Source organism: Labrenzia sp. VG12, from assembly GCF_002237595.1.
Classification (GTDB): domain Bacteria; phylum Pseudomonadota; class Alphaproteobacteria; order Rhizobiales; family Stappiaceae; genus Roseibium.
This window is the reverse complement of sequence record NZ_CP022529.1, coordinates 3,259,138-3,279,732: the sequence shown is the minus strand read 5'-3', so window position 1 is coordinate 3,279,732 and position 20,595 is coordinate 3,259,138. Positions and strand designations below refer to the sequence as shown.

At 61.2% G+C, this 20,595-nt stretch carries 20 protein-coding genes; 8 read left to right on the top strand and 12 right to left on the bottom strand.

Annotated elements, in window-relative coordinates:
- Positions 1-48: 48 nt before the first annotated feature.
- The 4 genes from CHH27_RS15170 to CHH27_RS15155 all read right to left on the bottom strand — a co-directional run bounded on the left by CHH27_RS15170 (position 49) and on the right by CHH27_RS15155 (position 5,242).
- Positions 49-2,136 (bottom strand): alpha-galactosidase, encoded by a 2,088-nt coding sequence (locus CHH27_RS15170; protein WP_208988238.1) that lies wholly within the window; start codon positions 2,134-2,136, stop codon positions 49-51.
- The gene (locus tag CHH27_RS15165; RefSeq protein ID WP_094072338.1) at positions 2,133-2,981 is read right to left on the bottom strand and encodes a carbohydrate ABC transporter permease; all 849 of its coding nucleotides are present in this window, start codon (positions 2,979-2,981) and stop codon (positions 2,133-2,135) included. Before CHH27_RS15165 ends, CHH27_RS15170 begins: the two co-directional genes overlap by 4 nt.
- Position 2,982: 1 nt before the next feature.
- Positions 2,983-3,900 (bottom strand): carbohydrate ABC transporter permease, encoded by a 918-nt coding sequence (locus tag CHH27_RS15160; RefSeq protein ID WP_094072337.1) that lies wholly within the window; start codon positions 3,898-3,900, stop codon positions 2,983-2,985.
- Between the two features lie 82 nt (positions 3,901-3,982).
- Entirely contained in the window at positions 3,983-5,242 is a 1,260-nt protein-coding gene (locus CHH27_RS15155; protein WP_094072336.1) for an ABC transporter substrate-binding protein, read from the bottom strand.
- A 118-nt stretch (positions 5,243-5,360) separates the two neighbouring features.
- Here CHH27_RS15155 and CHH27_RS15150 point away from each other — a divergent pair, with 118 nt between their 5' ends.
- Together CHH27_RS15150 and CHH27_RS15145 are read left to right on the top strand one after the other, a co-directional pair.
- Positions 5,361-6,149: an IclR family transcriptional regulator gene (locus tag CHH27_RS15150; RefSeq protein WP_208988237.1), complete on the top strand. Its 789-nt coding sequence runs from the start codon at positions 5,361-5,363 to the stop codon at positions 6,147-6,149.
- 25 nt (positions 6,150-6,174) lie between these two features.
- Positions 6,175-7,236: an ABC transporter ATP-binding protein gene (locus tag CHH27_RS15145; RefSeq protein WP_094072334.1), complete on the top strand. Its 1,062-nt coding sequence runs from the start codon at positions 6,175-6,177 to the stop codon at positions 7,234-7,236.
- A gap of 157 nt (positions 7,237-7,393) precedes the next feature.
- Here CHH27_RS15145 and CHH27_RS15140 read toward each other — a convergent pair whose 3' ends face one another.
- Complete coding sequence (locus tag CHH27_RS15140) at positions 7,394-8,200, bottom strand: hypothetical protein (protein WP_094072333.1); 807 nt, start codon at positions 8,198-8,200, stop codon at positions 7,394-7,396.
- A 143-nt stretch (positions 8,201-8,343) separates the two neighbouring features.
- Positions 8,344-9,240, bottom strand: coding sequence for a dienelactone hydrolase family protein (locus tag CHH27_RS15135; RefSeq protein ID WP_157738945.1), 897 nt, complete (start codon positions 9,238-9,240; stop codon positions 8,344-8,346).
- Positions 9,241-9,763: 523 nt separating this feature from the next.
- On the opposite strand from CHH27_RS15135, the gene CHH27_RS15130 reads away from it, so the two are divergent.
- The 6 genes from CHH27_RS15130 to CHH27_RS15105 all read left to right on the top strand — a co-directional run bounded on the left by CHH27_RS15130 (position 9,764) and on the right by CHH27_RS15105 (position 15,500).
- A complete protein-coding gene (locus CHH27_RS15130) occupies positions 9,764-10,963 on the top strand; it encodes a substrate-binding domain-containing protein (protein WP_094074774.1) in 1,200 nt (399 codons plus the stop codon).
- 136 nt (positions 10,964-11,099) lie between these two features.
- On the top strand, positions 11,100-11,882 hold the full coding sequence (locus CHH27_RS15125) for an ABC transporter ATP-binding protein (protein ID WP_094072331.1): 783 nt from the start codon (positions 11,100-11,102) through the stop codon (positions 11,880-11,882).
- Entirely contained in the window at positions 11,882-12,607 is a 726-nt protein-coding gene (locus CHH27_RS15120) for an ABC transporter ATP-binding protein (protein ID WP_094072330.1), read from the top strand. The genes CHH27_RS15125 and CHH27_RS15120 overlap by 1 nt, the downstream gene beginning before the upstream one ends.
- Positions 12,604-13,632, top strand: a complete 1,029-nt coding sequence (locus CHH27_RS15115; RefSeq protein ID WP_094072329.1) for a branched-chain amino acid ABC transporter permease — start codon at positions 12,604-12,606, stop codon at positions 13,630-13,632. Before CHH27_RS15120 ends, CHH27_RS15115 begins: the two co-directional genes overlap by 4 nt.
- Before the next feature lie 15 nt (positions 13,633-13,647).
- Positions 13,648-14,709, top strand: a complete 1,062-nt coding sequence (locus CHH27_RS15110) for a branched-chain amino acid ABC transporter permease (RefSeq protein ID WP_094072328.1) — start codon at positions 13,648-13,650, stop codon at positions 14,707-14,709.
- Positions 14,706-15,500, top strand: a complete 795-nt coding sequence (locus CHH27_RS15105) for an alpha/beta fold hydrolase (protein ID WP_208988236.1) — start codon at positions 14,706-14,708, stop codon at positions 15,498-15,500. Before CHH27_RS15110 ends, CHH27_RS15105 begins: the two co-directional genes overlap by 4 nt.
- 271 nt (positions 15,501-15,771) lie before the next feature.
- Here CHH27_RS15105 and CHH27_RS15100 read toward each other — a convergent pair whose 3' ends face one another.
- The 6 genes from CHH27_RS15100 to CHH27_RS15080 all read right to left on the bottom strand — a co-directional run bounded on the left by CHH27_RS15100 (position 15,772) and on the right by CHH27_RS15080 (position 20,568).
- Entirely contained in the window at positions 15,772-16,023 is a 252-nt protein-coding gene (locus CHH27_RS15100; protein ID WP_094072327.1) for a hypothetical protein, read from the bottom strand.
- Positions 16,020-16,781, bottom strand: coding sequence for a hypothetical protein (locus CHH27_RS15095; protein ID WP_094072326.1), 762 nt, complete (start codon positions 16,779-16,781; stop codon positions 16,020-16,022). The genes CHH27_RS15100 and CHH27_RS15095 overlap by 4 nt, the downstream gene beginning before the upstream one ends.
- Positions 16,778-17,845, bottom strand: a complete 1,068-nt coding sequence (locus CHH27_RS15090) for a Rieske 2Fe-2S domain-containing protein (RefSeq protein WP_094072325.1) — start codon at positions 17,843-17,845, stop codon at positions 16,778-16,780. Before CHH27_RS15090 ends, CHH27_RS15095 begins: the two co-directional genes overlap by 4 nt.
- Entirely contained in the window at positions 17,842-18,012 is a 171-nt protein-coding gene (locus tag CHH27_RS27960) for a hypothetical protein (RefSeq protein WP_198338225.1), read from the bottom strand. Before CHH27_RS27960 ends, CHH27_RS15090 begins: the two co-directional genes overlap by 4 nt.
- Complete coding sequence (locus CHH27_RS15085) at positions 18,009-18,230, bottom strand: hypothetical protein (protein WP_094072324.1); 222 nt, start codon at positions 18,228-18,230, stop codon at positions 18,009-18,011. The genes CHH27_RS27960 and CHH27_RS15085 overlap by 4 nt, the downstream gene beginning before the upstream one ends.
- 361 nt (positions 18,231-18,591) lie before the next feature.
- Positions 18,592-20,568 carry a thiamine pyrophosphate-dependent enzyme gene (locus CHH27_RS15080; RefSeq protein ID WP_094072323.1) on the bottom strand — a complete coding sequence of 659 codons (1,977 nt, stop codon included), beginning with the start codon at positions 20,566-20,568 and terminating at the stop codon, positions 18,592-18,594.
- Between the last annotated feature and the right edge of the window lie 27 nt (positions 20,569-20,595).

Below are 20,595 nucleotides of genomic sequence, written 5' to 3'. Positions count from 1 at the left end.
CGGTTTGGCGGCAACGCCGCTCTATTGATATTCGAAGTGCAACAGCACTCAGAGCCGCTGGCCTTCCAGAACCCAGATCGTTTCCGGGAACCGCCAGGGCAGCGTCAGGCCATGGGACATCAGATACTGTCCGCTGACCTCAAGATCTTCTGTTTTCAGGAAAGGCGATCCGCGTGAAAGCTGCGGGGCCTGATCGCGATTGGCGAGAGATATCCTGTAAAGGCTTGCCGGGTCCAGCCCCGTCAACCGCACCGGATGCGGCAGGATCTGGTCGGAAGCACGTATCTGGGCCGCAAATACTGCAAATCGGTCGCCGTTTTCGGCCAGCTGCTGTTCGGCAATCACAGCCGGGTCGGAGCTGTCGAGGCGCAAGATGTCGGCACGCATCATCCAGTCCCGATTGGCTTTCCACCAGGATGTAACCTCACGCAGGACATCGGTTTCGTCTTCCGTCAGTTCGCGCGGGTCCATCTCGAAGCCCATGTGTCTTTGGGCGGCGGTCCAGGCGCGGATCCGGATGTCCAGCGTTCGGCCGGACGTGTGGCAGCGACGCGGTCCGACATGGGAGCCGGTGACAGCGGCGGGTAGATAAAGGGCCGCGTCATGCTGGATGCGCTGGCGTTCCAGGGCATCGTTGCTGTCTGACAGCCAGACCCGCTGGGTGCGCTCCAGGATGCCGAAATCAATGCGTCCGCCGCCGGAGGCGCAGCTTTCGATTTCGACCTGCGGGAAGTTGGCCCGCAGCCGATCGATCAGCTGATAAACCCCTTCGGTCTGGGCGGCATCGACAAGCGGCAGGACCCGGTTATGGTCCCACTTGATGTAGCCGATGTCATTGTCGCGCAGGATGGTGGCGATCTGGCCGTACAGATGGGTGCGGACGTCCTCGCGTGCCATGTCGAGCACCAGCTGCTGCCGGCCCCGGGTCTGGTCGGACGGGCCGAGCACCCAGTCGGGGTGCGCGCGGTAAAGGTCGCTGTCCTCGTTGATCATTTCCGGTTCGAACCAGAGACCGAATTCAAGGCCGAGCGCTTTGACATGGTCGATCAGCGGGGTCAGGCCGTCCGGATATTTCCGGCCGTCAATGACCCAGTCGCCAAGAGAGGACGTGTCGTCGTCTCTCAGGCCGAACCAGCCGTCGTCCAGTACAAAGCGCTCGGCACCCAGGCCCGCCGCATGCGTGGCAATGGCTTTGAGTTCATCGAGCTTGTGATCGAAATAGACCGCTTCCCAGCAATTGTAGTGCACCGGCCGAGGCGTGCGCATGTCCTTGACGACCGCATCCCGGACATGGCGCTGGAAACGGATGGCAGCACCGTTGAAACCGCCTGCCGAATAGGTGGCATAAAGCGGCGCTGTCACGAAATGCCGCCCTGCGGCCTGAGAGCCGCCCGCATGGCCGAACTGGACCTGGCGGCGGCCGTCGGCAAGTTCTTCGGCGACCATCCTGTGTCCGCCGGACCAGCCATAATGAAAGGCCAAAGCCTCGCCTTGCGTGTTGGATGTGCCGGGGGTGCAGACGATCAGACCCGGGAAATGGGCATGGTCCGTGCGTCCGCTGCGATTGTCACGCAGACGTGCGCCCGGCGCAAACGGCAGGCGGCGGGTCAGGAATTCCGCGCACCAGCGGCCGGAAAACTCGATCATCTCCCCGGTATGGGCAGGGACCGGCAGAACGGGCGCCGCAAGCCAGTCAACCTGGACGATGTCCGCGCTTTCCAGCCTGGTCTGCAGTTTCAGGAGCGACGTTTCCGGCGTCAGCGTCAGGTCGAGAACAAGAGTGAGGTCGAGCGCCTTGTCGGCAAAGACAAGGGACAGGCCGTGCTCCGATGCAGCCTCGCTTTCATATCGGAAGGCCGGCGCCAGCGGGTTGCCGTCGCGGCTCCGGACCGTCAGGCCGGTCTGTCCCGGAAAGGTCTGTGAGGCTTCCGGGCACAGGCTGATGGCTGCATTTTTATCGACCATGCCGCCGGTGACATCCATGAGCGAGGCTGCCGAAAGCGTCTTGTGGGACTCGCCTGTGGGAAGGGCTGGGCCCCAATAGACGGCTTCCGGCAACCTGTTGTCAAAGCTGGCCAGCACCAGGCTCTGGTGCTGATCCCCCAGATGCCAGGTTTTCACGGGCTGGCAGATCACTTCACGGCTCCCAGGGTCAGGCCGGCAATGAAATGCCGCTGCATCAGGAAGAACATGGCGACCGGCGGCAGCGCGGCGACGATGGAGCCGGCGCTCATCAGGTGGTAGGCGGCCCGGTACTGGGCGTTGAACGAGGTGATGCCGGCGGTGACGGGCTGGCTCTCGACGCCCTGGGTCAGCACGACCGCCCAGAAATAGTCGTTCCAGATAAAGGTGAAGATCAGAACGGACAGGGCGGCGATGGCCGGCTTCATAAGCGGCAGCACCACGTACCAGAAGATCTTCCATTCGGCGATGCCCTCGACCCGTGCGGCCTCGATCAGCTCGAACGGCAGGGCGCGGATGAAGTTGCGCATGAACAGGGTGCAGAAGCCGGTCTGGAAGGCGATGTGGAACAGCACCAGCCCGGTGATGGTGTTGTAGAGGCCCATCTGCAGGGTGAGATCGCGCACCGGCACCATCAGGATCTGGAACGGCACGAAGTTGCCGGCCACGAACATGAAGAAGATCCAGATATTGGCCTTGAACTTGTAGATGCCGAGCGCAAACCCGGTCATGCAGGACAGGGCAACGGCGCCGATCACCGTGGGAATGGTGATCTTGAACGAGTTCAAGAGATATTGCGGCATGTCCGAGCCGGTGAAGACCAGCGCGTAATTGGTGAAGCCCTCGAAGGAGGAGGGCCAGCCCCAGTAGTTGGCGTTGGCGAAGTCCGCGTCCGGCTTGACGGAAAAGATCGCGACGGCGATCAGCGGCAGCAGCCAGAGGATCAGGGCCAGCGGCAGGAGGGCCTGGTAGGTGACCTGCCAGGACCGGGAGGTGCGTTCGATCGGTGTCGGAAACATCTCAGCGCGCCCTTTCTTCTTTGTACATCGACCAGAGGAAATAGGCGATGAAGGCCAGCATGATCAGGAACAGGACAACCGCGATGGCGGCGCCATAGCCCATGCGGAAGCCGTATTCGGACAGCGCGACCTCGAACATGTAGAACGAGAGCACCCGGCTGGCGCCGAACGGCCCGCCATTGGTCATGACCGAGATCAGGTCGAAGGAGCGCAGCGCGCCGATGATGGTGACGACGAAGGCGATGAAGGTCGCCGGGCGCAGTTGCGGCACGATGATGTACCAGAGCATGCGCCAGCCCTTGGCACCGTCGAGGCGGCCGGCCTCGATCTGCTCCGGATCTACGGCGTTCAGACCGGTGAGATAGAGGATCATGCAATAGGCGGTCTGCGGCCACAGGCCCGCGACGATGATGCCGACGGTGACCCAGTTCTCGTCGCCGAGCACGTTGATCGGCGGCAGGCCGACGGCGCCGAGCAGCACGTTCAGGATGCCGAAGGTCGGGTCGTAGAACCAGGTGAACACAAGGCCGACAACGACCTGGGAGATCACGAAGGGAAAGAAGAACAGGGACTTGTAGAGCCGTATGCCGGTCACTGTCTGGTTCAGGAACAGCGCGATGAACAGGCCCGCCGGAATGGCGGCCAGATAGAGCAGAAGCCAGATGACGTTGTTCTTCAGCGAGGTGTAGAACGCATCGTCCCAGTAGAGTTCCTCGTAGTTGTAAAGACCGACATATTCCGCCTGGCCGAGCCCGTCCCACTCGTAGAGCGACAGGTTGAACGACTGGAAGATCGGAAAGATCACGTAGAACAGGAAAAACAGGATCCCGGGCGCCAGGAACAGCCATGGGGTCAGTTGCTGCTGGTTGCGGTGCCACCAGGAACTCTGGCGGGCCTCGGTAACGGACGCTTGGGCCATGTCGTGAACTCTTGGGCGCGGCGGCTGGAACGGGTCGGAGGACGGGGAGCAGGGCTCCCCGTCCGGCTACGCATTGCGCAGCTTACTTGTAGATGCGCTCCTGGGCGCGATCCAGGCGGGCCAGGATCTTGTCCAGGTTGTCAGGCTTGACCATGAATTCCTGCAGGCCTTCCATGGCCACCTTGGCCATCTCGGCCGGGGCGTCCCGGTCGAAGAACTGGGCAACGCCGCCCGGGGAGTTCGAGGACAGCATCTCGAAGCCCTGCTCCAGGAACTTGTCGTTGTCGACGGAGGACTTGGAGTTCACCGGCAGCTGGCCGAGGTGCTTGCCGTCGTTGATCCAGGTCTGGACGTCGGCGGAGGCCACGAACTTCAGGAATTCGCGGGCGTTTTCCTTGTTCTCGGCATTGGCCGGGATGTGGAACGTGTCCGTCGGCGCGTCTTCCGCCAGTTCGACGTCCGGGTTGATTTCAACGAACTGGTAGAAATCGATCTGGTCGTCGGAAAGGCCTGCCTCACGCAGCGGGGCGACGGCAAAGTTGCCCATCAGGTAGGCGGCGGCATCGCCCTTGACCATGAACGGCAGCGCTTCCTGCCAGGAATAGGTCTGGTGGTTGTCGATGAAGGCGCCCATGTCGATCAGCTCGCGCCAGTTGGCAAACGTCTGACGGACTTCATCGGACGTCCACTTGGCCTTGCCGGTCAGCAGGTCCATGTGGAAGTCGAAACCGTTGGTGCGCATGTTCAGGTAGTCGAACCAGCCGCCGGCGGTCCAGAGGAACTTGGTGCCGATCGTGTAGCATTTCTTGCCGGCATCGATGATCTTCTGGCAGTTGGCCTTTTCTTCTTCCCAGGTGGTGGGTTCGGACAGGCCGAGCTCGTCGAAGATGTCTTTCCGGTAGTAAACGCCCCACTGATAGTAGGTGTAGGGCACGCCCCACTGTTTGCCGTCAATGGTCATTGCGCCTTTCGTCGAGGCCAGGTTCTCGCCGAGGTCGGTGCCGTCCCACAGGTCGGACACGTCTTCAAACAGGCCGGCTTCCACGTAAGGACGCATGCGGTTCGCTGCATACCAGGTGGCAACATCCGGCGCATTGGCGGTCAGGAAGTTGCGGATCTGGGTCTTGTAGGCTTCCCGGTCGATCACCGTGGTCTCGATGGTCAGGTCCGGGTTCTTTTCCTGAAACTGGGCGATCATCTCTTCCATGGTCGCGCGGGGCGCCGGGTTCGACGTGTCGAGGAAGATTTTCAGATTGCCTGTCAGGCCGTCAGCATTGGCTGCGCCCATCGCGGTTGCCAACATGGCAAATGCCGCTACGGACGTTTTCAGCATGGAACGCATGGTGTCCTCCCTTTCGGTTCCATTATGTGAAACTTGGTTTTGTATATTGATACTTTGATCCCGTCGGGTTAAGTTGTCAACAGGTTCGACGTCAAGAAACGGGCCGATGGAGGAATGGATGAACAAACAGGCGGGTCCGGCGACCGGCGATGGCACGGTCGGAAAGGCGTTGGAAGTGCTGGACAGGGTGGCGGCCGTCGGCCGGCCCGTGCGCTTCTCGGAGCTTCTGGCCGACAGCACACATCCCAAGGCAACGCTCTACCGGTTGCTGCAGACCCTGGTGAGCCAGGGCATGCTGGCCTATGACGACAGCCAGCAGACCTATTCGCTCGGCATCCGTCTCGTGCGTCTTGCCCATGCCGCCTGGCGCCAGAGCTCGATCGCGCCGATCGCCCGGCCATTTGTCAGCGCGCTGTCCGAAGCCGCCGGCGAGACCGTTCACCTGGCGCAGCTCGACAGCGGCCAGGTGCTTTATGTCGACAAGCGCAATCCGCTCAATGCCATCGACATGTTCTCGCAGGCCGGCAAGGTCGGGCCGGCCTACTGCACCGGTGTCGGCAAGGCGCTGATGGCCTTTCTTGAGCCGGGCGAACTCGATCACGTCCTGCGCAAGCAGTCCTTCTATGCCTATACGCCGGCGACGCTCAGCACCGAGGCCGCCCTGCGCGCCGACCTGGAGAGGATCCGCCGGGAGGGCGTCGCCTTCGACCGGGAGGAGCACGAGCCGGGCATCATCTGCATTGCCGCGCCGATCCTGAATTCAAAGGGCAGGCCCATCGGGGCGCTGTCCGTGACCACATCCACGCAGCGGAAGAGCCTGGAGCAACTGATGGACGTGCGCCCGGTTCTGCTCGACACCGCCTCCAAGATTGCCGCGGCAGTCGAGGACTGGCAGTTCCCCGCCTGAACCTGATCCTGGGAGAGAGAATTTCATGTCTGGCGTCACCCTGACAAAAGCCGTCAAGCAATATGGCGATCTGGAAGTCATTCACGGAGTGGACCTTGAGATCGAGCACGGCGAGTTCTGTGTGTTTGTCGGTCCGTCCGGCTGCGGCAAGTCAACGCTTCTGCGCATGATCGCCGGCCTGGAGGAGACCACAGCGGGCAAGATCGAGATCGGCGGGCGCGACGTCACCAGGACGGATCCGGCGGAACGCGGGGTTGCCATGGTGTTCCAGACCTATGCGCTCTATCCGCACATGAGTGTCGAGGAAAACATGGGCTTCGGCCTGAAGATGAACGGCCATCCCAAGGCCGAGATCCAGGAGAAGGTCGCCGAAGCCAGCCGGATCCTGAAGCTCGATCCCTATCTGAAACGCAAGCCGAAGGCCCTGTCCGGCGGCCAGCGCCAGCGGGTCGCCATCGGCCGCGCGATCGTGCGCGGGCCGGAAGTGTTCCTGTTCGACGAGCCGCTTTCCAACCTCGATGCCGAGCTGCGTGTCGACATGCGCGTGGAAATCGCCCGCCTGCACAAGGACATCGGCGCGACCATGATCTACGTCACCCACGACCAGGTCGAGGCGATGACGCTCGCCGACAAGATCGTGGTGCTGCGTGGCGGCAATATCGAGCAGGTCGGCTCGCCGATGCAGCTCTACTCCGATCCCGACAACAAGTTCGTCGCCGGCTTCATCGGCAGCCCGAGCATGAATTTCGTCGAGGGTGTCGCCGGTGAGGGGGCTGTCAGCATTGCCGCCTTTGGCGACGTCTCCGTACCGACTTCCGTCACCTTGCCAGCCAAGGGAGAAAAGGTGCTGGTCGGCCTGCGTCCGCAGCATCTGCAGGTCTCAGCCGCAAGCGAAGGGGCCAAGGTGGACCTGTGCGAGCAGCTTGGCGGTGTTGCCTATTCCTATCTCATCTGCCCGACCGGAGAACGTGTGATCGTCGAAACCAAGGGCGAAGATGCGCCTGTTTCCGACGGGAGGGTCTCCATCAACTTCGACCCGGCCTCGGCGCTGTTCTTCGATGCCAGGACGGAACAGAGGTTGCGTTAGAAATCTCCCGCCTGCCGGAGTTATCTGCAAGAGTTTGCTGGTGATGTGCCTGCCCGGAACCGTGGGCAGGCGCCACTGCAATTCTGCGGGCTGATCATGTTCTGCAGCGCGGATGACATGACAAACCGGCTCGCTGACAGAGCGTCAATGGCGTGACTCAGGTGCGGCAGGAGCCTTGGACATAGTGATAAAACAGTCCTGTCAGCTCCTTTGCCTTCTCGTCGGAACCGACACTGAAGGTCAACTGTCTCGGGATCGTCACCAGGCCGCCAAACAGCTGGTCCGGGGCTGCGGTGTCACCGAGAAAGGTAAGGTTGACCAGCAGCGCCTCCGGTTTTTCCAGGGTAAGTGCATTTTCGGCAAATGCATGAAACGCCGGACCGTCCTCGTGCGGCGTTGGCAATTGGGTGACGCCGTTTGCGTCCCCGGTCATGAGGCTGGTCAGGCGAAAACTGACTGTTCCGCCGGGCTTTTGAAAGAGGTCTACGAGATCCTGCGCGTCTGCCCCCTGAAGATCGCTCGGTGTCATGCGTTTTTCTTCACTGACTGAGCCATCTGACGCCTTGAGTGTCAGCTCTCCAGGCTGAAAATCCTTGTGGCTCTGCGTTGAGAATTCGAGCAGCTTGCTTGCCAGTGGCGTCGGGTATTCCGCAGTTTCGAGCCATTTAGCGATGAGCACGGAACCACCGTCCGGCAGTGGCCGGATCCCGACCGTTTGAAAATCGAATTTCGAAAGGTCGGCCATGAGCACAGCCTTGCTCAGGAGCGCAATCGCGTTCGGTCCCTTTACATCACTCTCAAAGGATATCTTGAGGTGGCAGGCATCCAGCGAAATCTTCGCCTGATCAGCGCCCTGGGTATTGGCTTCAAGAAAGGCAACGACGTCGGAGGAGGTGGGAGCCGGATCGGAAGAGCAGCCAGCAACAATCAGGGCCAGGCTCAAAGCTGCAATTGAAATCTTCATTTCAGGTCCGAATCCGAGTTCTTTCGCGTGATCAGCCTCCCAGTAGCTGCCAATTGAGCCTGTGGCAATTGAATTGGGATTTCCGCCCTCTCCGCATTCGCGGTGAGGGCGGTTGGGCTGGTCGGGCACTGCATTTGACCCGCCTAGATTTTTTCCTTCAGAAACTCCAGGGCAGACGTTTCGGCCTTGGCGCGCGCTGCTTCGTCAAATCCGAAGGTGACGCCGTAGGTCGGGCTTTTCAGCGTGTTCTGATAGTCCGTCATCACGGTTTCCGTGCCCCATTTCGGATCATCAAACCCTTGAAGGACTTCGGGGAATTCGACGATCTCGACATTTGCATCCGCTGCGGCAAGGGAGGAGCAGAGCTCCGGCTGGGTCCAGTCATTCCTGCCGGCGTTCAGGATCAGGATCGGATCGGCAAAAACGGCCGACGCCACCGATTTGCAGTTGGGATAGAACGAGACGACCGCTTTGAAACCCGCCCCGAAAAACTGGCGCGAACCGTCCCTGAGAGCGCTGCCCGTGGTCGAGCTCCTCGACCAGCCAACGGCTCCGATCCGGTCCGGATCGATCTTCTGGTGTGCTTTCAGGTAGGCCAGGGCGCCAAAGGCGTCCATGACACGCTCCCCGCCGAGACCGCTGACGCCTTCCCCCAGCACGTCTTCACAGGTGCCCGAGACATCGCGGGAAGAAAAACTGTCGACCTGGAGTGTGGCGTAGCCGGACCGGCGAAAGATTTCGGCCCAGCTGTCCTGGAAGTCCTGAGGTCCCTGGCAGTCATGCAGCAGCACCAGGGCCGGAAAGGGGCCTTCGCCATCGGGAAAGCCAAGCTTGCCGGATATCGGAAAACCCGGCTTTGGCTTCAGCTCGATGCCCTTGGCCTTGGCCTGCTTGATCTTGAATTTGCTCGGTGGCGTGGTGGCGCTCGTGAAGTCGACAGCGCTGACCTCGTCTGCGGTGCCGAGCGCCGGAACGGCAACAATGGCTCCAGATGCTGCCAGCAGCAGTGATAACAAACGTCCCTTGATGGTCTTTGGCATGATGTTCCCCCGGTTAATTGTCATTTTTGACGATCATAGGTGGAGTGGATGCCGTTGTCTTGGTGTTTTCGGGCCTTTGTGGCTGCTAAGGCTGACCTCGCCATCATTGCGCTGATGTTTTTGAGGGAATGTACCGCCGGACGGGCCTGTCAAAACGCTTTGTCTTCCGTTCCGCGGCATTGTTCTTAGCCGGAGCAGCGGCGAAGCTTCATCAGCTGCAACTGTTGAACTTACAGGTTGCGGGTCTCGCGCAGGCTCTGTCATCATGACGTGTCAGCGACACGTTATCGGGTTGATCTCTCGGTGTGATTGCAGCGTTTGACCTGCTCACCACCGCTTCGAAATCGCACGGTGAACAGCGGCAACTTCACCAAACTGCCTGCAAATCCTTCGTTTTCTTTCTTGACATGAATACTGATTCATGTGTCATATGTTGCAGCGTCAGGCGGCAATTCGGGCGTTGGCGGGCTGTGGGAGCGGCTTCGTCAATACGCGAGCCTCGCGCGCAACGGGAGGAGAATTCATGACGAAACGCGTATTCCGCTGGGCAGTGCCGGTTCTGGCCGGTCTCGGCTTCGCGGCGGCTTCTGCGGCAGGTGCCATGGCAGAAGATATCAAGATCGCGCATGTCTACGGCAAGACCGGGCCGTTTGAAGCCTATGCCAAGCAATCGCATACCGGCCTTCTCATGGGGCTGGAATATGCCACTGACGGCACGATGGAGATCGATGGCCGCAAGATCGTGGTGATCGAAAAGGACACGCAGCTGAAGCCGGATATCGGCAAGGCGGCGCTGGCCGAAGCCTATGGCGACGATGAAGTCGATGTTGCGGTGGGACCGGTTTCCTCCGGTGTTGCACTGGCCATGCTGCCGGTCGCCGAGGAATATGAAAAACTTCTGATCGTCGAGCCGGCTGTGGCAGACTCCATCACGGGTGCCAACTGGAACCGCTACGTTTTCCGCACGTCGCGCAACTCCTCGCAGGACGCAATCGCCAATGCCGTCGCGCTTGGTCAGGAAGGTGTTTCCATCGCGACACTGGCTCAGGACTATGCCTTTGGCCGTGATGGTGTAGCCGCCTTCAAGGAAGCGCTGGAAGGCACGGGTGCCAAGCTGGTGTTCGAGGAATATGCGCCGACCGATACCAAGGATTTCACGGCCAATGCGCAGCGTGTCTTTGATGCGCTCAAGGACGAGCCGGGCCGCAAGTTCCTTTTCGTGATCTGGGCCGGTGGCGGCAACCCGATCAGCAAGATCAAGGCAATGGAGCCGGAGCGCTTCGGTGTCGAGATTGCGACCGGTGGCAATATCCTGGCGGCGATGAAGGCCTACAAGGAACTGCCGGGCATGGAAGGGGCGACCTATTACTACTACGAGATTCCGAAGAACCCGGTGAATGACTGGCTGGTGTCGGAACACCAGAAGCGTTTCGATGCGCCGCCGGACTTCTTCACCGCAGGTGGCATGTCTGCGGGGATCGCGATCGTTGAGGCCATCCGCAAGGCCGGGTCCACCGACACCGAAGAGCTGATCACGGCGATGGAAGGCATGGAATTCGACAGCCCGAAGGGCAAGATGATGTTCCGCGCCGAAGACCACCAGGCCCTGCAGCCGATGTATCACTTCAAGATCCGGGTTGATCCGGACGTCGAGTGGGGCATCCCGGAGCTGGTGCGCGAACTCAAGATCGAGGACATGAACATCCCGATCCGCAACCAGTAAAAATTTTCTTGGCGCGGGCCTTCGTGGCCCGCGCCATTGACCTTCAGGTCAGATTTCGACCGGCATTCGCTTGCCTGTGCAGCCGGTGTCTCATCCGATACAGTTTCGTCTTCGTTGCAACCTGGGAACACTTACCGTGGCCAAGGAACACCCGATTCTTGAAACCAAGGACCTCACGATCCGCTTTGGCGGTCACGTGGCGGTCGATCATGTCTCCTGCGCTTTCGACCGGGGCACGCTGACGGCGATTGTCGGACCGAACGGGGCCGGCAAGACCACCTATTTCAATCTCATCTCCGGCCAGCTGACCGCGACCAGCGGCACAGTGCTCCTGAATGGGGAAGTCATCACGAAGATGTCCGTGCCGGACCGTACGGATCGCGGCATCGGGCGGGCATTTCAGCTCACCAATCTCTTTCCGACCTTGAGCGTGCGCGAGAACGTGCGGCTGGTGGCTCAGGCCAAGGCACGCAAGGGCTTCGATCTCTTCTCCATTGCCGAAAGCCATGTCGAGCTTCTGGAGCGGGCCGACCATGTTCTGTCCGAAGTCCGGCTGATCGATCAGGCCGACCAGACAGTCTCGGCCTTGCCTCATGGCGATCAACGCAAGTTGGAAGTGGCGCTGCTGATCGCGCTCGGGCCGCAGGTGCTGATGTTCGACGAGCCGACCGCCGGCATGAGTGTCGATGAAGTGCCGGTGATCCTGGAACTGATCCAGAAGCTGAAGGCCGACATGGACCGCACCATCTTGCTGGTCGAACACAAGATGGACGTCATCCGCACGCTCGCGGACAGGATCATTGTCCTGCATAACGGCGAACTCGTTGCCGACGGCGAACCGGCCGAGGTGATTGCCCTGCCGGTGGTGCAGGAGGCCTATCTCGGCAAGGCGCCGGACGCGGCCGGGGAGGCAGCTTGATGGCCGACAATCTTCTGACACTCTCCGGTGTGCACACCCATATCGGCCCCTATCACATTCTCCAGGGCGTGGACCTGACGGTACCTGTGGGCGGTGTCACGGTGCTTCTGGGCCGCAATGGTGCCGGAAAGACCACCACCTTGCGCACGATCATGGGGCTCTGGACGGCCAGCCAGGGCGATATCCGTTTCGAGGACCATGTCATCACACGGCTGTCGACGCCGGAGATTTCCCGCCGGGGCATCGCTTTTGTCCCGGAAGACATGGGTATCTTCACAGACCTGACCGTGGCGGAGAACATGATCCTGGCCGCGGCCAGCGGACCCCTGGACACCAAGCGGCTCGCCTGGATCAAGGAACTGTTCCCGCCGATCGGCACGTTCTGGAATTCTTCTGCCGGAACCCTGTCCGGCGGCCAGAAACAGATGCTGTCGGTTGCAAGGGCGATCATCGAGCCGCGGCGCCTGATCCTGATCGACGAACCGACCAAGGGGCTCGCACCGGCGATCATCCGCGCGATGACCGATGCGCTGCGGGAGCTGAAGGAAACCGACACCACGATTCTGCTGGTGGAGCAGAACTTCGCGATGGCCTCTTCGATCGGCGACACGGTCGCCGTCATGGATGACGGCCGCATCATTCATTCCGGCTGCATGCAGGAGCTATCGAACGACGCCGGCTTGCAGGAAAAGCTGATGGGACTGAGCCTGGAGGCACATCAATGAGCGAAACTTCGATCAAACCCCGCATCGAGAAAGTGCCGATCAGCGAGCAGTTTTTCCAGAAGCTGCCGCTTCTGCTCGTGCCGCTGCTGGCGGTCGCCGGCCTTGTCGCGATCGGCAATCCGGCGAGCTGGCTGACACTGACGGTCGCCGGTCTTGCCATGGGCATGATGATCTTCATCATGGCATCCGGCCTGACGGTGGTCTTCGGCCTGATGGACGTGATCAATTTCGGCCACGGGGCCTTTGTGGCGGTCGGCGCCTTTGTCGGTTTCACTGTGCTCGCCTGGCTCGCCGGCTGGACGGCCTCGCCAAGCGTGATGATGAACCTCGTCGCCGTCCTGATCGCCATACTGGCGGCGATGCTGGTCACCGGGCTGCTTGGTTATGCCTTTGAACGGGTGATTGTGATGCCCGTCTATGGGGAGCACCTGAAACAGATCCTGGTGACCATGGGCGGACTGATCGTTGCCCAGCAGATGATCTACGTGGTCTGGGGCCCCGATGAGCTGCACATTTCACGACCCGAAGCCCTTCAGGGGTCCTGGGTGCTCGGAGAAGCCGCCATCGAGAAATACCGGCTGGTCGCCGTCGGCATTGGGGTCGCACTGTTTCTGGCCATGCGCCACATTCTCAAGAACACCAAGATCGGATTGCTGGTGCGGGCCGGCGTGGAAAACGGCGAGATGGTCGAGTCGCTCGGCTACCGCATCCGCCGCCTGTTCCTGATCGTCTTCATGACCGGTTCGGCGCTGGCCGGGCTCGGCGGTGTCATGTGGGGGCTCTACCAGGAAACGATCACGGCCCATATGGGCTCGGAGATCATGGTGCTGGTCTTCATCGTGGTGATCATTGGCGGGCTCGGCTCGGTCGAGGGCTGCTTTATCGGCGCGATGCTGGTCGGGCTCCTGGCCAATTACACGGCGTTCCTGGCGCCAAAGGTGGCGCTGATTTCAACGATTGCATTGATGGTGGTGATCCTGATGTGGCGGCCGCAGGGGCTCTACCCCGTGGTCAAGGCGAAGTAAGGGGCGGAAAGAGACATGCTGACAAGACTTCTTTCGGGCGACACACCGCGCAGCGGCCTCCTGACCGCGCTCTTGCTGATCGTACTGATCTCGCTTGCTTTCGCCCCCTTTCTGTTTCCGGGCACCAAGTCGCTGGAGACGGCGGCGCGCATCTGCATCTTCATCGTGCTGGTGGCCAGTTATGACCTGCTGCTCGGCTATGCCGGGATCGTGTCCTTTGCCCATACGATGTTTTTCGGGATCGGCGCCTATGGAACAGCGCTTGCGCTGTCCTCCACCGGACCCTCCTACACGTCACTCATCTGGGGCACGGCTGCCGGCGCGCTGGTGGCGGCCCTCTTCGCGCTGGCTATCGGACTGTTCTCCCTGCGCGTGAAGGCCATCTTCTTTGCCATGGTAACGTTGGCGGTCGCGAGCGCCTTTGCCGTTTTCATCTCGCAGATGTCCTGGCTCACCGGCGGCGAGGACGGGCTCAACTACAAGATCCCGCGAGAGCTGACGCCTGCCTTCAAGCTGGTGAAGGAGAAGGTGTTCGGGGTCTGGATCAATGGCAAGCTGCTGGCCTATTACCTGGTGTTCTTCGGTTCCGCGATCCTGTTCCTGGTCATGCTGCGCATCGTCAACTCGCCCTTCGGCCGAACGCTGAAGGCGGTGAGGGACAATGCCTTCCGTGCCGAGGCGATCGGCTATCGGGTGGTCTGGTACCGGACGACGGCAACGGTTCTGTCCGCCGTCATGGCTGCCCTGGCCGGGTCGCTGCTGGCCATCTGGCTGCGCTACACGGGTCCGGCAACTACACTTTCGATGGAAATCATGATCGACATACTGCTCATGGTCGTGATAGGGGGCATGGGGACGCTCTATGGAGCCGTGCTCGGGGCCACCTTGTTCATCCTGGCGCAGACCTATCTGCAGAACCTGATGGGCGTGGCGGCCGACGCGACCAGTGCCGTACCGTTTCTGTCGACACTGGTGGCGCCCGAACGCTGGCTGCTCTGGCTGGGTGTCCTGTTTATTTTGTCGGTTTATTTCTTCCCGTCAGGCATTGTCGGGCGATTACGGGCAGGGCGTGCGTGAACGACAATTTGCTGCATATCCGGGATGAAGGCACGGGCCGGCCGCTGGTCCTGATCCATGGCTGGTCCTGTCCCGGGCAGTTCTTTCAAGGCCAGATCGATGCGCTGAAATCACACGCGCGGTGCATTGTTCCAGATCTTCCCGGCCATGGCATAACGGCGGGGCGCTTGCCGCTCTCCATCGCTTCGGCGGCCGATGCGGTCTATGCCGCCCTGGTCGAGCGGGAGCTTGAGAACATCATTCTGGTTGGCTGGTCGATGGGAGCGCTGGTTTCCTACGCCCTCATCGAGCGTTACGGCGCCGACCGGATTGCAGAATTCGTGGCCATCGACATGTCGCCGAAGGTGCTGAACACGGCAGACTGGACGAACGGCACCCTGAACGGCCTGAATGCGGACCTGAACCGGCATGTTCTGGAGGCCATGGTGGCCGACTGGCCAAAACTGCCCGGCCGGATTGCGTTGCGGCTGTTCGCGGAAGGGATTGAACCTGCTCCGGGGCAACTGGCTGCCGCCCGCAAGGAAATTGCTGCGGCAGACCCGGAAATGCTGCGCCCGATGTGGGCGTCGCTGACGGCACAGGACTTTCGGCCGCTCCTGAAAGACTTCCCGGTGCCGTTCCATCTGGCGGCGGGCCTCAAGAGCCAGCTTTATGGTGAAGGCGTGCATGCCTGGCACGCCGCGAACGTACCGGATTATCATTTCCACGGCTTCGAAAACTCCGGCCATGCGCCGCACATGGAAGAGCTGGATAAGTTCAACGCGTTGCTGCGGGACCTGGTGCGCGGTTAACTAGCCAGCTCCCTGTGAAACCTCATCCTGAGGAGCGCGCTTGCGCGCGTCTCGAAGGAGTGGTCGCTTGTTCCAGTGTTTGCTGCCCCCCCTTCGAGACGGGCCTTCGACCCTCCTCAGGATGAGGTGAAAAGGTGGAGACCGATAGCCATCCTGGACGGAGCGTATCGGAGATCCGGGGCCCTGATCCCCACAACAACTTGATTGAAGCTGCTAGTTTTGAAGCTTCCTGGGTCCCCGCTTTTGCGGGGATGACAGGGAGAGATAAGGCCTAGTGTCCGCCGCCGCTTTTCGATTTCACGAATTCGATGATCCTGTCGAGCACTGACAGGACCAGAAACACCGCGAGCAGACCGATGAAGAACCTGAGATCGGTGAACAGTGTGCCTTTGGTGAGGTCGAACGTTCTGACACCGATATTGGCGTAGATCCAGACGTAGTAGGCGGCGGTGACAAAGATCGCGGTTGCGATCAGTGCCACCAGGATGGTCTGCCAGGCGGGTTTTTGCGGGGTGTCGCTCATTTCAGGATCCTCGCACTTGCCAGATCCACCTTGAAGACCAGGAGATCGTCAAGCTGTTCGACATCGCCTTCCACCTCGATGAAAAGGGCCAGCAGCGGATCGATCTCGTCGCCCAGGAGATTGCCGTCGCTGTCGGCCATCAGGAAAAAGTTGCGGCCGTTGACGTCGCCTGAGGAGACGAAGACGGGCGGGATACCGCCGGTGAGGCACAAATCGGCACAGGCCTTGTGGGCGAGGCCCCGGCCCGGACGCATGGCTCCGGCGTAGCATTTGCCGTCGCAGATCTCGCCGGTCAGTTTCCAGCGACCGAGGGGGACAGGTTCTGATGGAGTAAATCCGGCAACTTCACCTTCAACGGCTTCAACACGGCCGACCTGGATCATCGTGAGGTCGCCCCGTGCGACCGGGACACCGCGCAGGGTCACGGATTCGCCCCTGTTGGTTTCGGCCTGGTCAAATGCGCCGCGTTTGCCCTGTCCGGTCAGCATGTAGGTCCGCGCAGGTGTCTCGCCGTCCGAAGGGACGCGCAAAACGGGGTAGGGGCGGAGTTCCAGGATGCCGACATTTTCAAAGCGGTTGCCCCACTGAAAGCCGCCGCTGCCCGGGTCGTTCTGGGTGGAGGACAGCGCCAGCGCCGCCAGTCCGAGGCCAGCGGCAAAGCAGACCGAGAAGACGGCCAGGAACATCACAAGGGGTTTTGGCACTGCGTTCAGGTAGCCGACGAAAAACGGTGCATCTTTTGTCTGTCTCCAGCTCATGCCGCGTCTCCGATCTCGACTGGGTCCACATGGGTTCCGGGGGGAAGGGCGTTCGGATCCAGCAGGATGGTCGAGCCGATCAGCTGCAGCCGGTAGGTGGAGATCTTTTCGGTAAACGGTGCCGGGGCGCGCCCGTCAGCCAGATTGTACTGGTAACCATGCCAGGGACAGGTGATGCAGCCCCAGAGCACCTTGCCCTCACCGAGCGGACCATTCTGGTGGGCGCAGGCATTGGTGATCGCCGACAGCTTGCCGTCATACTTGAAGATGGCGACCCGTTCGTCTTCGGCGAGGGTGACGACCTTCGCGCAGTCGTCATCGATCTCGTCGAGGTCACCGGCAACGACCCAGCCCTGCTGCTCCAGCGAGGCTTGAGCGGTGCGTTCACCGCGTTCGCGCCTCGCTTCCATGCGACCGGTCGCAAAATGAAGGCCGGAGACAAGTACGACGCTCGCAGCCACGACACTGGTGAAGATCGGATCGGCCGGGCCCTGCAAGGCTCCAAGCGCCACATGCAGGACGACACAGGCATAGGCCACGTAAATGGACATATGCAGCGCCTTCCAGATCGGTGCGCCCAGGAAACTCAGCCAGAAATCATGGCTGGTGGCTGCCAGGACGAACAGGATCAGAAGCGCGACGATCCCCAGGGTCTCGAACGGAAATCCGAGAAGCTGACCATAGCTGGTGTTGGAAGAAAGAAGCGCGACATAGCGATCCGTCGGCGAGAAGTTGAAATACCAGGTCAGGACGTAGTTGGCGTGCACGGCCGCGATGCCGGCAGTCATCACGCCAAAATGCCGGCGATTGTACAGGAGCGGCAGGAAGCGCCGGTCAAGCCGGGCAAGCGGTCCGATGCACAGGATCACGGTCAACATCAGGAAGGCGCAGCTGCCGAAGGCCCGCATGCGCAGGATGGCGCCGTCGATCGGCTTGCTGACATCCTCATAAGACGGGCCGACGCGGATGAAGACATAGAGATAGAGCGCAACGGCAATCAGAAGGACCGCGTCGTAGAAGATCTTGTTCCGGTTCCAGATGACCGGGGTGTATTGAACACTCATTGTGCGGTCTCTCCGGCGGAGGTAGCGGCAGGAGCCTCGATCAGGACGGCAGGACGGTCGGCCGGTGGTGTCTGCCTCAGGGCCAGGATCGTGAAGAAGACCAGCGGCAACAGGATGCCGAGAACGGTCCAGATCCGGGCATGGGCGGTTCGGTGGGCACGTTTCATCTTGCGTCCTCCTCGCCGCGTTCAAGCTTGAGCCAGCGGTAGAGCACAAGGGGCCAGATCAGGCAGATGCCGGGAATGAGCAAGGGCCGGAAGACGTATGAGCCGCGCGCGGAGGGCTCGACCCGGTCAATGCCGATCACCAGGAAGGCGGCGGCGACCACGCCGCCGGCCATCAGGTAATAGCGGCCGATCTCTAGCAACAAGGATGCTGTCTGCACTGCGTGCTCCCCTCCCTCAGCTCGGAATGCCCTGACAACAGACTAGCCGAGACGGCTGCGTTGCCAAGAGCTGAAAAGCCATCTGTTTGCGTTATTGCGGGGCTCGACCTCGTCGTCCGTAACCCAACCATGCCCCCGAAACGAGCATTCAAGCGGATGGGAAACGGTGTGGATCCCATGGTCAAGCCATGGGATGACGACGTGAAGAAGGTGTTGCCCCAACCTGTCATCCCCGCGACAGCGGGGACCAAGGACCTTTCATCATCAGACGGTCGATGGCACCGGGGTTTCCGGGGAGTCCTGGGTCCCGGCTCTGCGCTTCGCTTCGGCCGGGATGACAAAGTGGGAGAGTGGACCGCCATCACACCAGATCCGCATCCGTGACGATTTCCACCAGCGACGGCCCGTCAAGGGCGATTGCCGCGCCGATGGCATCCCCTAGCTCTGAGGCGTCCGTGACCCGGTGGCCATGCCCGCCGCAAAGCCGGGCGAAGGCGGCGAAGGACGGGTTCGTGAGGGTGGTTTCCCAGACTGGCCATTCACCGGAACGCTGTTCCTTGGAAATCTTGCCGAGTTCGGAATTGTTCAGGAGGATATGGGTGATGTTCATGCCGTATTTCACGGCGGTGGTAAACTCCATCGCGTATTGGCCGAAGCCACCGTCACCCGAAATCGAGATCACCTTGCGGCCCCGGTATTCCTCGAAATCCTGCGTGGCGCACCAGGCGCCGATCGCCGCCGGCAGACCGAAGCCGATGGAGCCCAGATAGCCGGACATCAGGATGCGCTGACCGCGCGGTTCGAAATAGCGGCCGAAGGAATAGGTGTTGTTGCCGACATCGACCGGAATGATCGCGTCTTCCGGGCAAAGCTCCGTCAGGACCTTGAAGATTGCAGCCGAGTGAATGCCCTGGCCACGGTCTTCCGTCAGACGGGTTTCCTTTTCATCGCGCCAGATTTGCCAGCGTTCGAAAAGTTCGGCGAGCTGATAGGCCGCATGCGCAGACTTTTCCAGCTTCGGCCGGATTGCGTCACAGAAGGCGCCGATCTCGCCCCAGATGGGAAGTGAAACGGGATGGAACTTGCCGAGCTGCATGCGCTCGTAGTCGACCTGGATGATAGTCTTGTAAGACGCAATGCCCGTGTGGTTGGAGAAGGAACTGCCGAGCGCCAGGATCAGATCGGCCTCGTTCATCAGCCAGCTTGCGATCGGCGTGCCGGACCGCCCGAGTACACCGGCGGCGTTCGGATGATTGTCCGGTATCAGGCCCTTGCCCTTGAAGGTCGTCAGCACCGGTGCGCCCAGATGTTCGGCCAGTTCGATGACCTTCTCACGGGCCTGCAACGCACCGTAGCCCATGATGATCACGGGCCGTTTGGCCTCCTGCAACATCTCGCGGGCCTTTTGCAGGTCCTCCGGCGGCGGGCTGATTTCGGAACGGGAGACCCGTCCTTCGGGCCCGGACGGAGCCTGGTCGCTCGCGATGGTCTGGACGTCGTCCGGGAAAATCAGGTGGCTGACGTCCTGCTCCAGTGTGGCGGTCTTCAGCGCGAGCGTCATCAGTTCCGCATGGTTGGATGAGGACAGGACGGGCTGCGAAAACCGGGCGACGGCCTCGAACGCCGATTTCAGATCGATATCCTGAAAGGCACCCGGCCCGAACACCTGGGTCTGTACCTGGCCGGTCAGGGCCAGGACGGGCGCCCTGTCGACCTTGGCATCCCAGAGCCCGGTCAGGAGATTGGTGGCCCCCGGTCCGGCAATTGTCAGGCAGCCAGCGGGTTTGCCGGTCAGCTTGCCATAGGCGGAGGCCGCAAAGGCGGCTGCGCCCTCATGACGAATACCGACATAACCGAGATTACCCTTGTTGACCTGCAGGCGAATGGCATCCGCAAGGCCGAGATTGGAATGGCCGACCATGCCGAAGATGCGTTTCACGCCCCAGTTGACCATGGTCTCGGCCATGACGTCGGTCACCGTGCGCTCATGCGGCGGTTCGGCTTCCAGGCCGACAAAGATCTCGCCGTCCTCGATCTTGAGAGGGAAGATCTTCTGGCCCGAATCCTCGTGGCCACCGGGAGGGGCACCCGTCAGCGGGTCGAAATCCCAACCATGCCAGGGGCAGCGGATCCAGCATTTGCCGTCCGTGCCCTTTTCGATGGAGCCTTCGCCCAGAGGACCGCGCTGATGCGGGCAGTGATTGTCCATGGCCGCCCACTGGCCGTCGAAATGGGACAGGCAGATCGAGGTGGTGCGGGCCGTGACCGTCTTGACCCGGCCTTCGGGCAGATCGTCAGTGGTGCCGACCTTGATCCAGTCGAGATTTTCCGTGTCCATAAGTCTCTCTCCCTCAAAGTCGTGTCA

Bases quoted from the DNA above. Each gene is read 5' to 3' on its own strand.
- CHH27_RS15165 (WP_094072338.1), bottom strand. From the start codon at position 2,981: ATGTTTCCGACACCGATCGAACGCACCTCCCGGTCCTGGCAGGTCACC.
- CHH27_RS15160 (WP_094072337.1), bottom strand. From the start codon at position 3,900: ATGGCCCAAGCGTCCGTTACCGAGGCCCGCCAGAGTTCCTGGTGGCAC.
- CHH27_RS15155 (WP_094072336.1), bottom strand. From the start codon at position 5,242: ATGCGTTCCATGCTGAAAACGTCCGTAGCGGCATTTGCCATGTTGGCA.
- CHH27_RS15150 (WP_208988237.1), top strand. From the start codon at position 5,361: ATGAACAAACAGGCGGGTCCGGCGACCGGCGATGGCACGGTCGGAAAG.
- CHH27_RS15145 (WP_094072334.1), top strand. From the start codon at position 6,175: ATGTCTGGCGTCACCCTGACAAAAGCCGTCAAGCAATATGGCGATCTG.
- CHH27_RS15140 (WP_094072333.1), bottom strand. From the start codon at position 8,200: ATGAAGATTTCAATTGCAGCTTTGAGCCTGGCCCTGATTGTTGCTGGC.
- CHH27_RS15135 (WP_157738945.1), bottom strand. From the start codon at position 9,240: ATGCCAAAGACCATCAAGGGACGTTTGTTATCACTGCTGCTGGCAGCA.
- CHH27_RS15130 (WP_094074774.1), top strand. From the start codon at position 9,764: ATGACGAAACGCGTATTCCGCTGGGCAGTGCCGGTTCTGGCCGGTCTC.
- CHH27_RS15120 (WP_094072330.1), top strand. From the start codon at position 11,882: ATGGCCGACAATCTTCTGACACTCTCCGGTGTGCACACCCATATCGGC.
- CHH27_RS15115 (WP_094072329.1), top strand. From the start codon at position 12,604: ATGAGCGAAACTTCGATCAAACCCCGCATCGAGAAAGTGCCGATCAGC.
- CHH27_RS15110 (WP_094072328.1), top strand. From the start codon at position 13,648: ATGCTGACAAGACTTCTTTCGGGCGACACACCGCGCAGCGGCCTCCTG.
- CHH27_RS15100 (WP_094072327.1), bottom strand. From the start codon at position 16,023: ATGAGCGACACCCCGCAAAAACCCGCCTGGCAGACCATCCTGGTGGCA.
- CHH27_RS15095 (WP_094072326.1), bottom strand. From the start codon at position 16,781: ATGAGCTGGAGACAGACAAAAGATGCACCGTTTTTCGTCGGCTACCTG.
- CHH27_RS15090 (WP_094072325.1), bottom strand. From the start codon at position 17,845: ATGAGTGTTCAATACACCCCGGTCATCTGGAACCGGAACAAGATCTTC.
- CHH27_RS27960 (WP_198338225.1), bottom strand. From the start codon at position 18,012: ATGAAACGTGCCCACCGAACCGCCCATGCCCGGATCTGGACCGTTCTC.
- CHH27_RS15080 (WP_094072323.1), bottom strand. From the start codon at position 20,568: ATGGACACGGAAAATCTCGACTGGATCAAGGTCGGCACCACTGACGAT.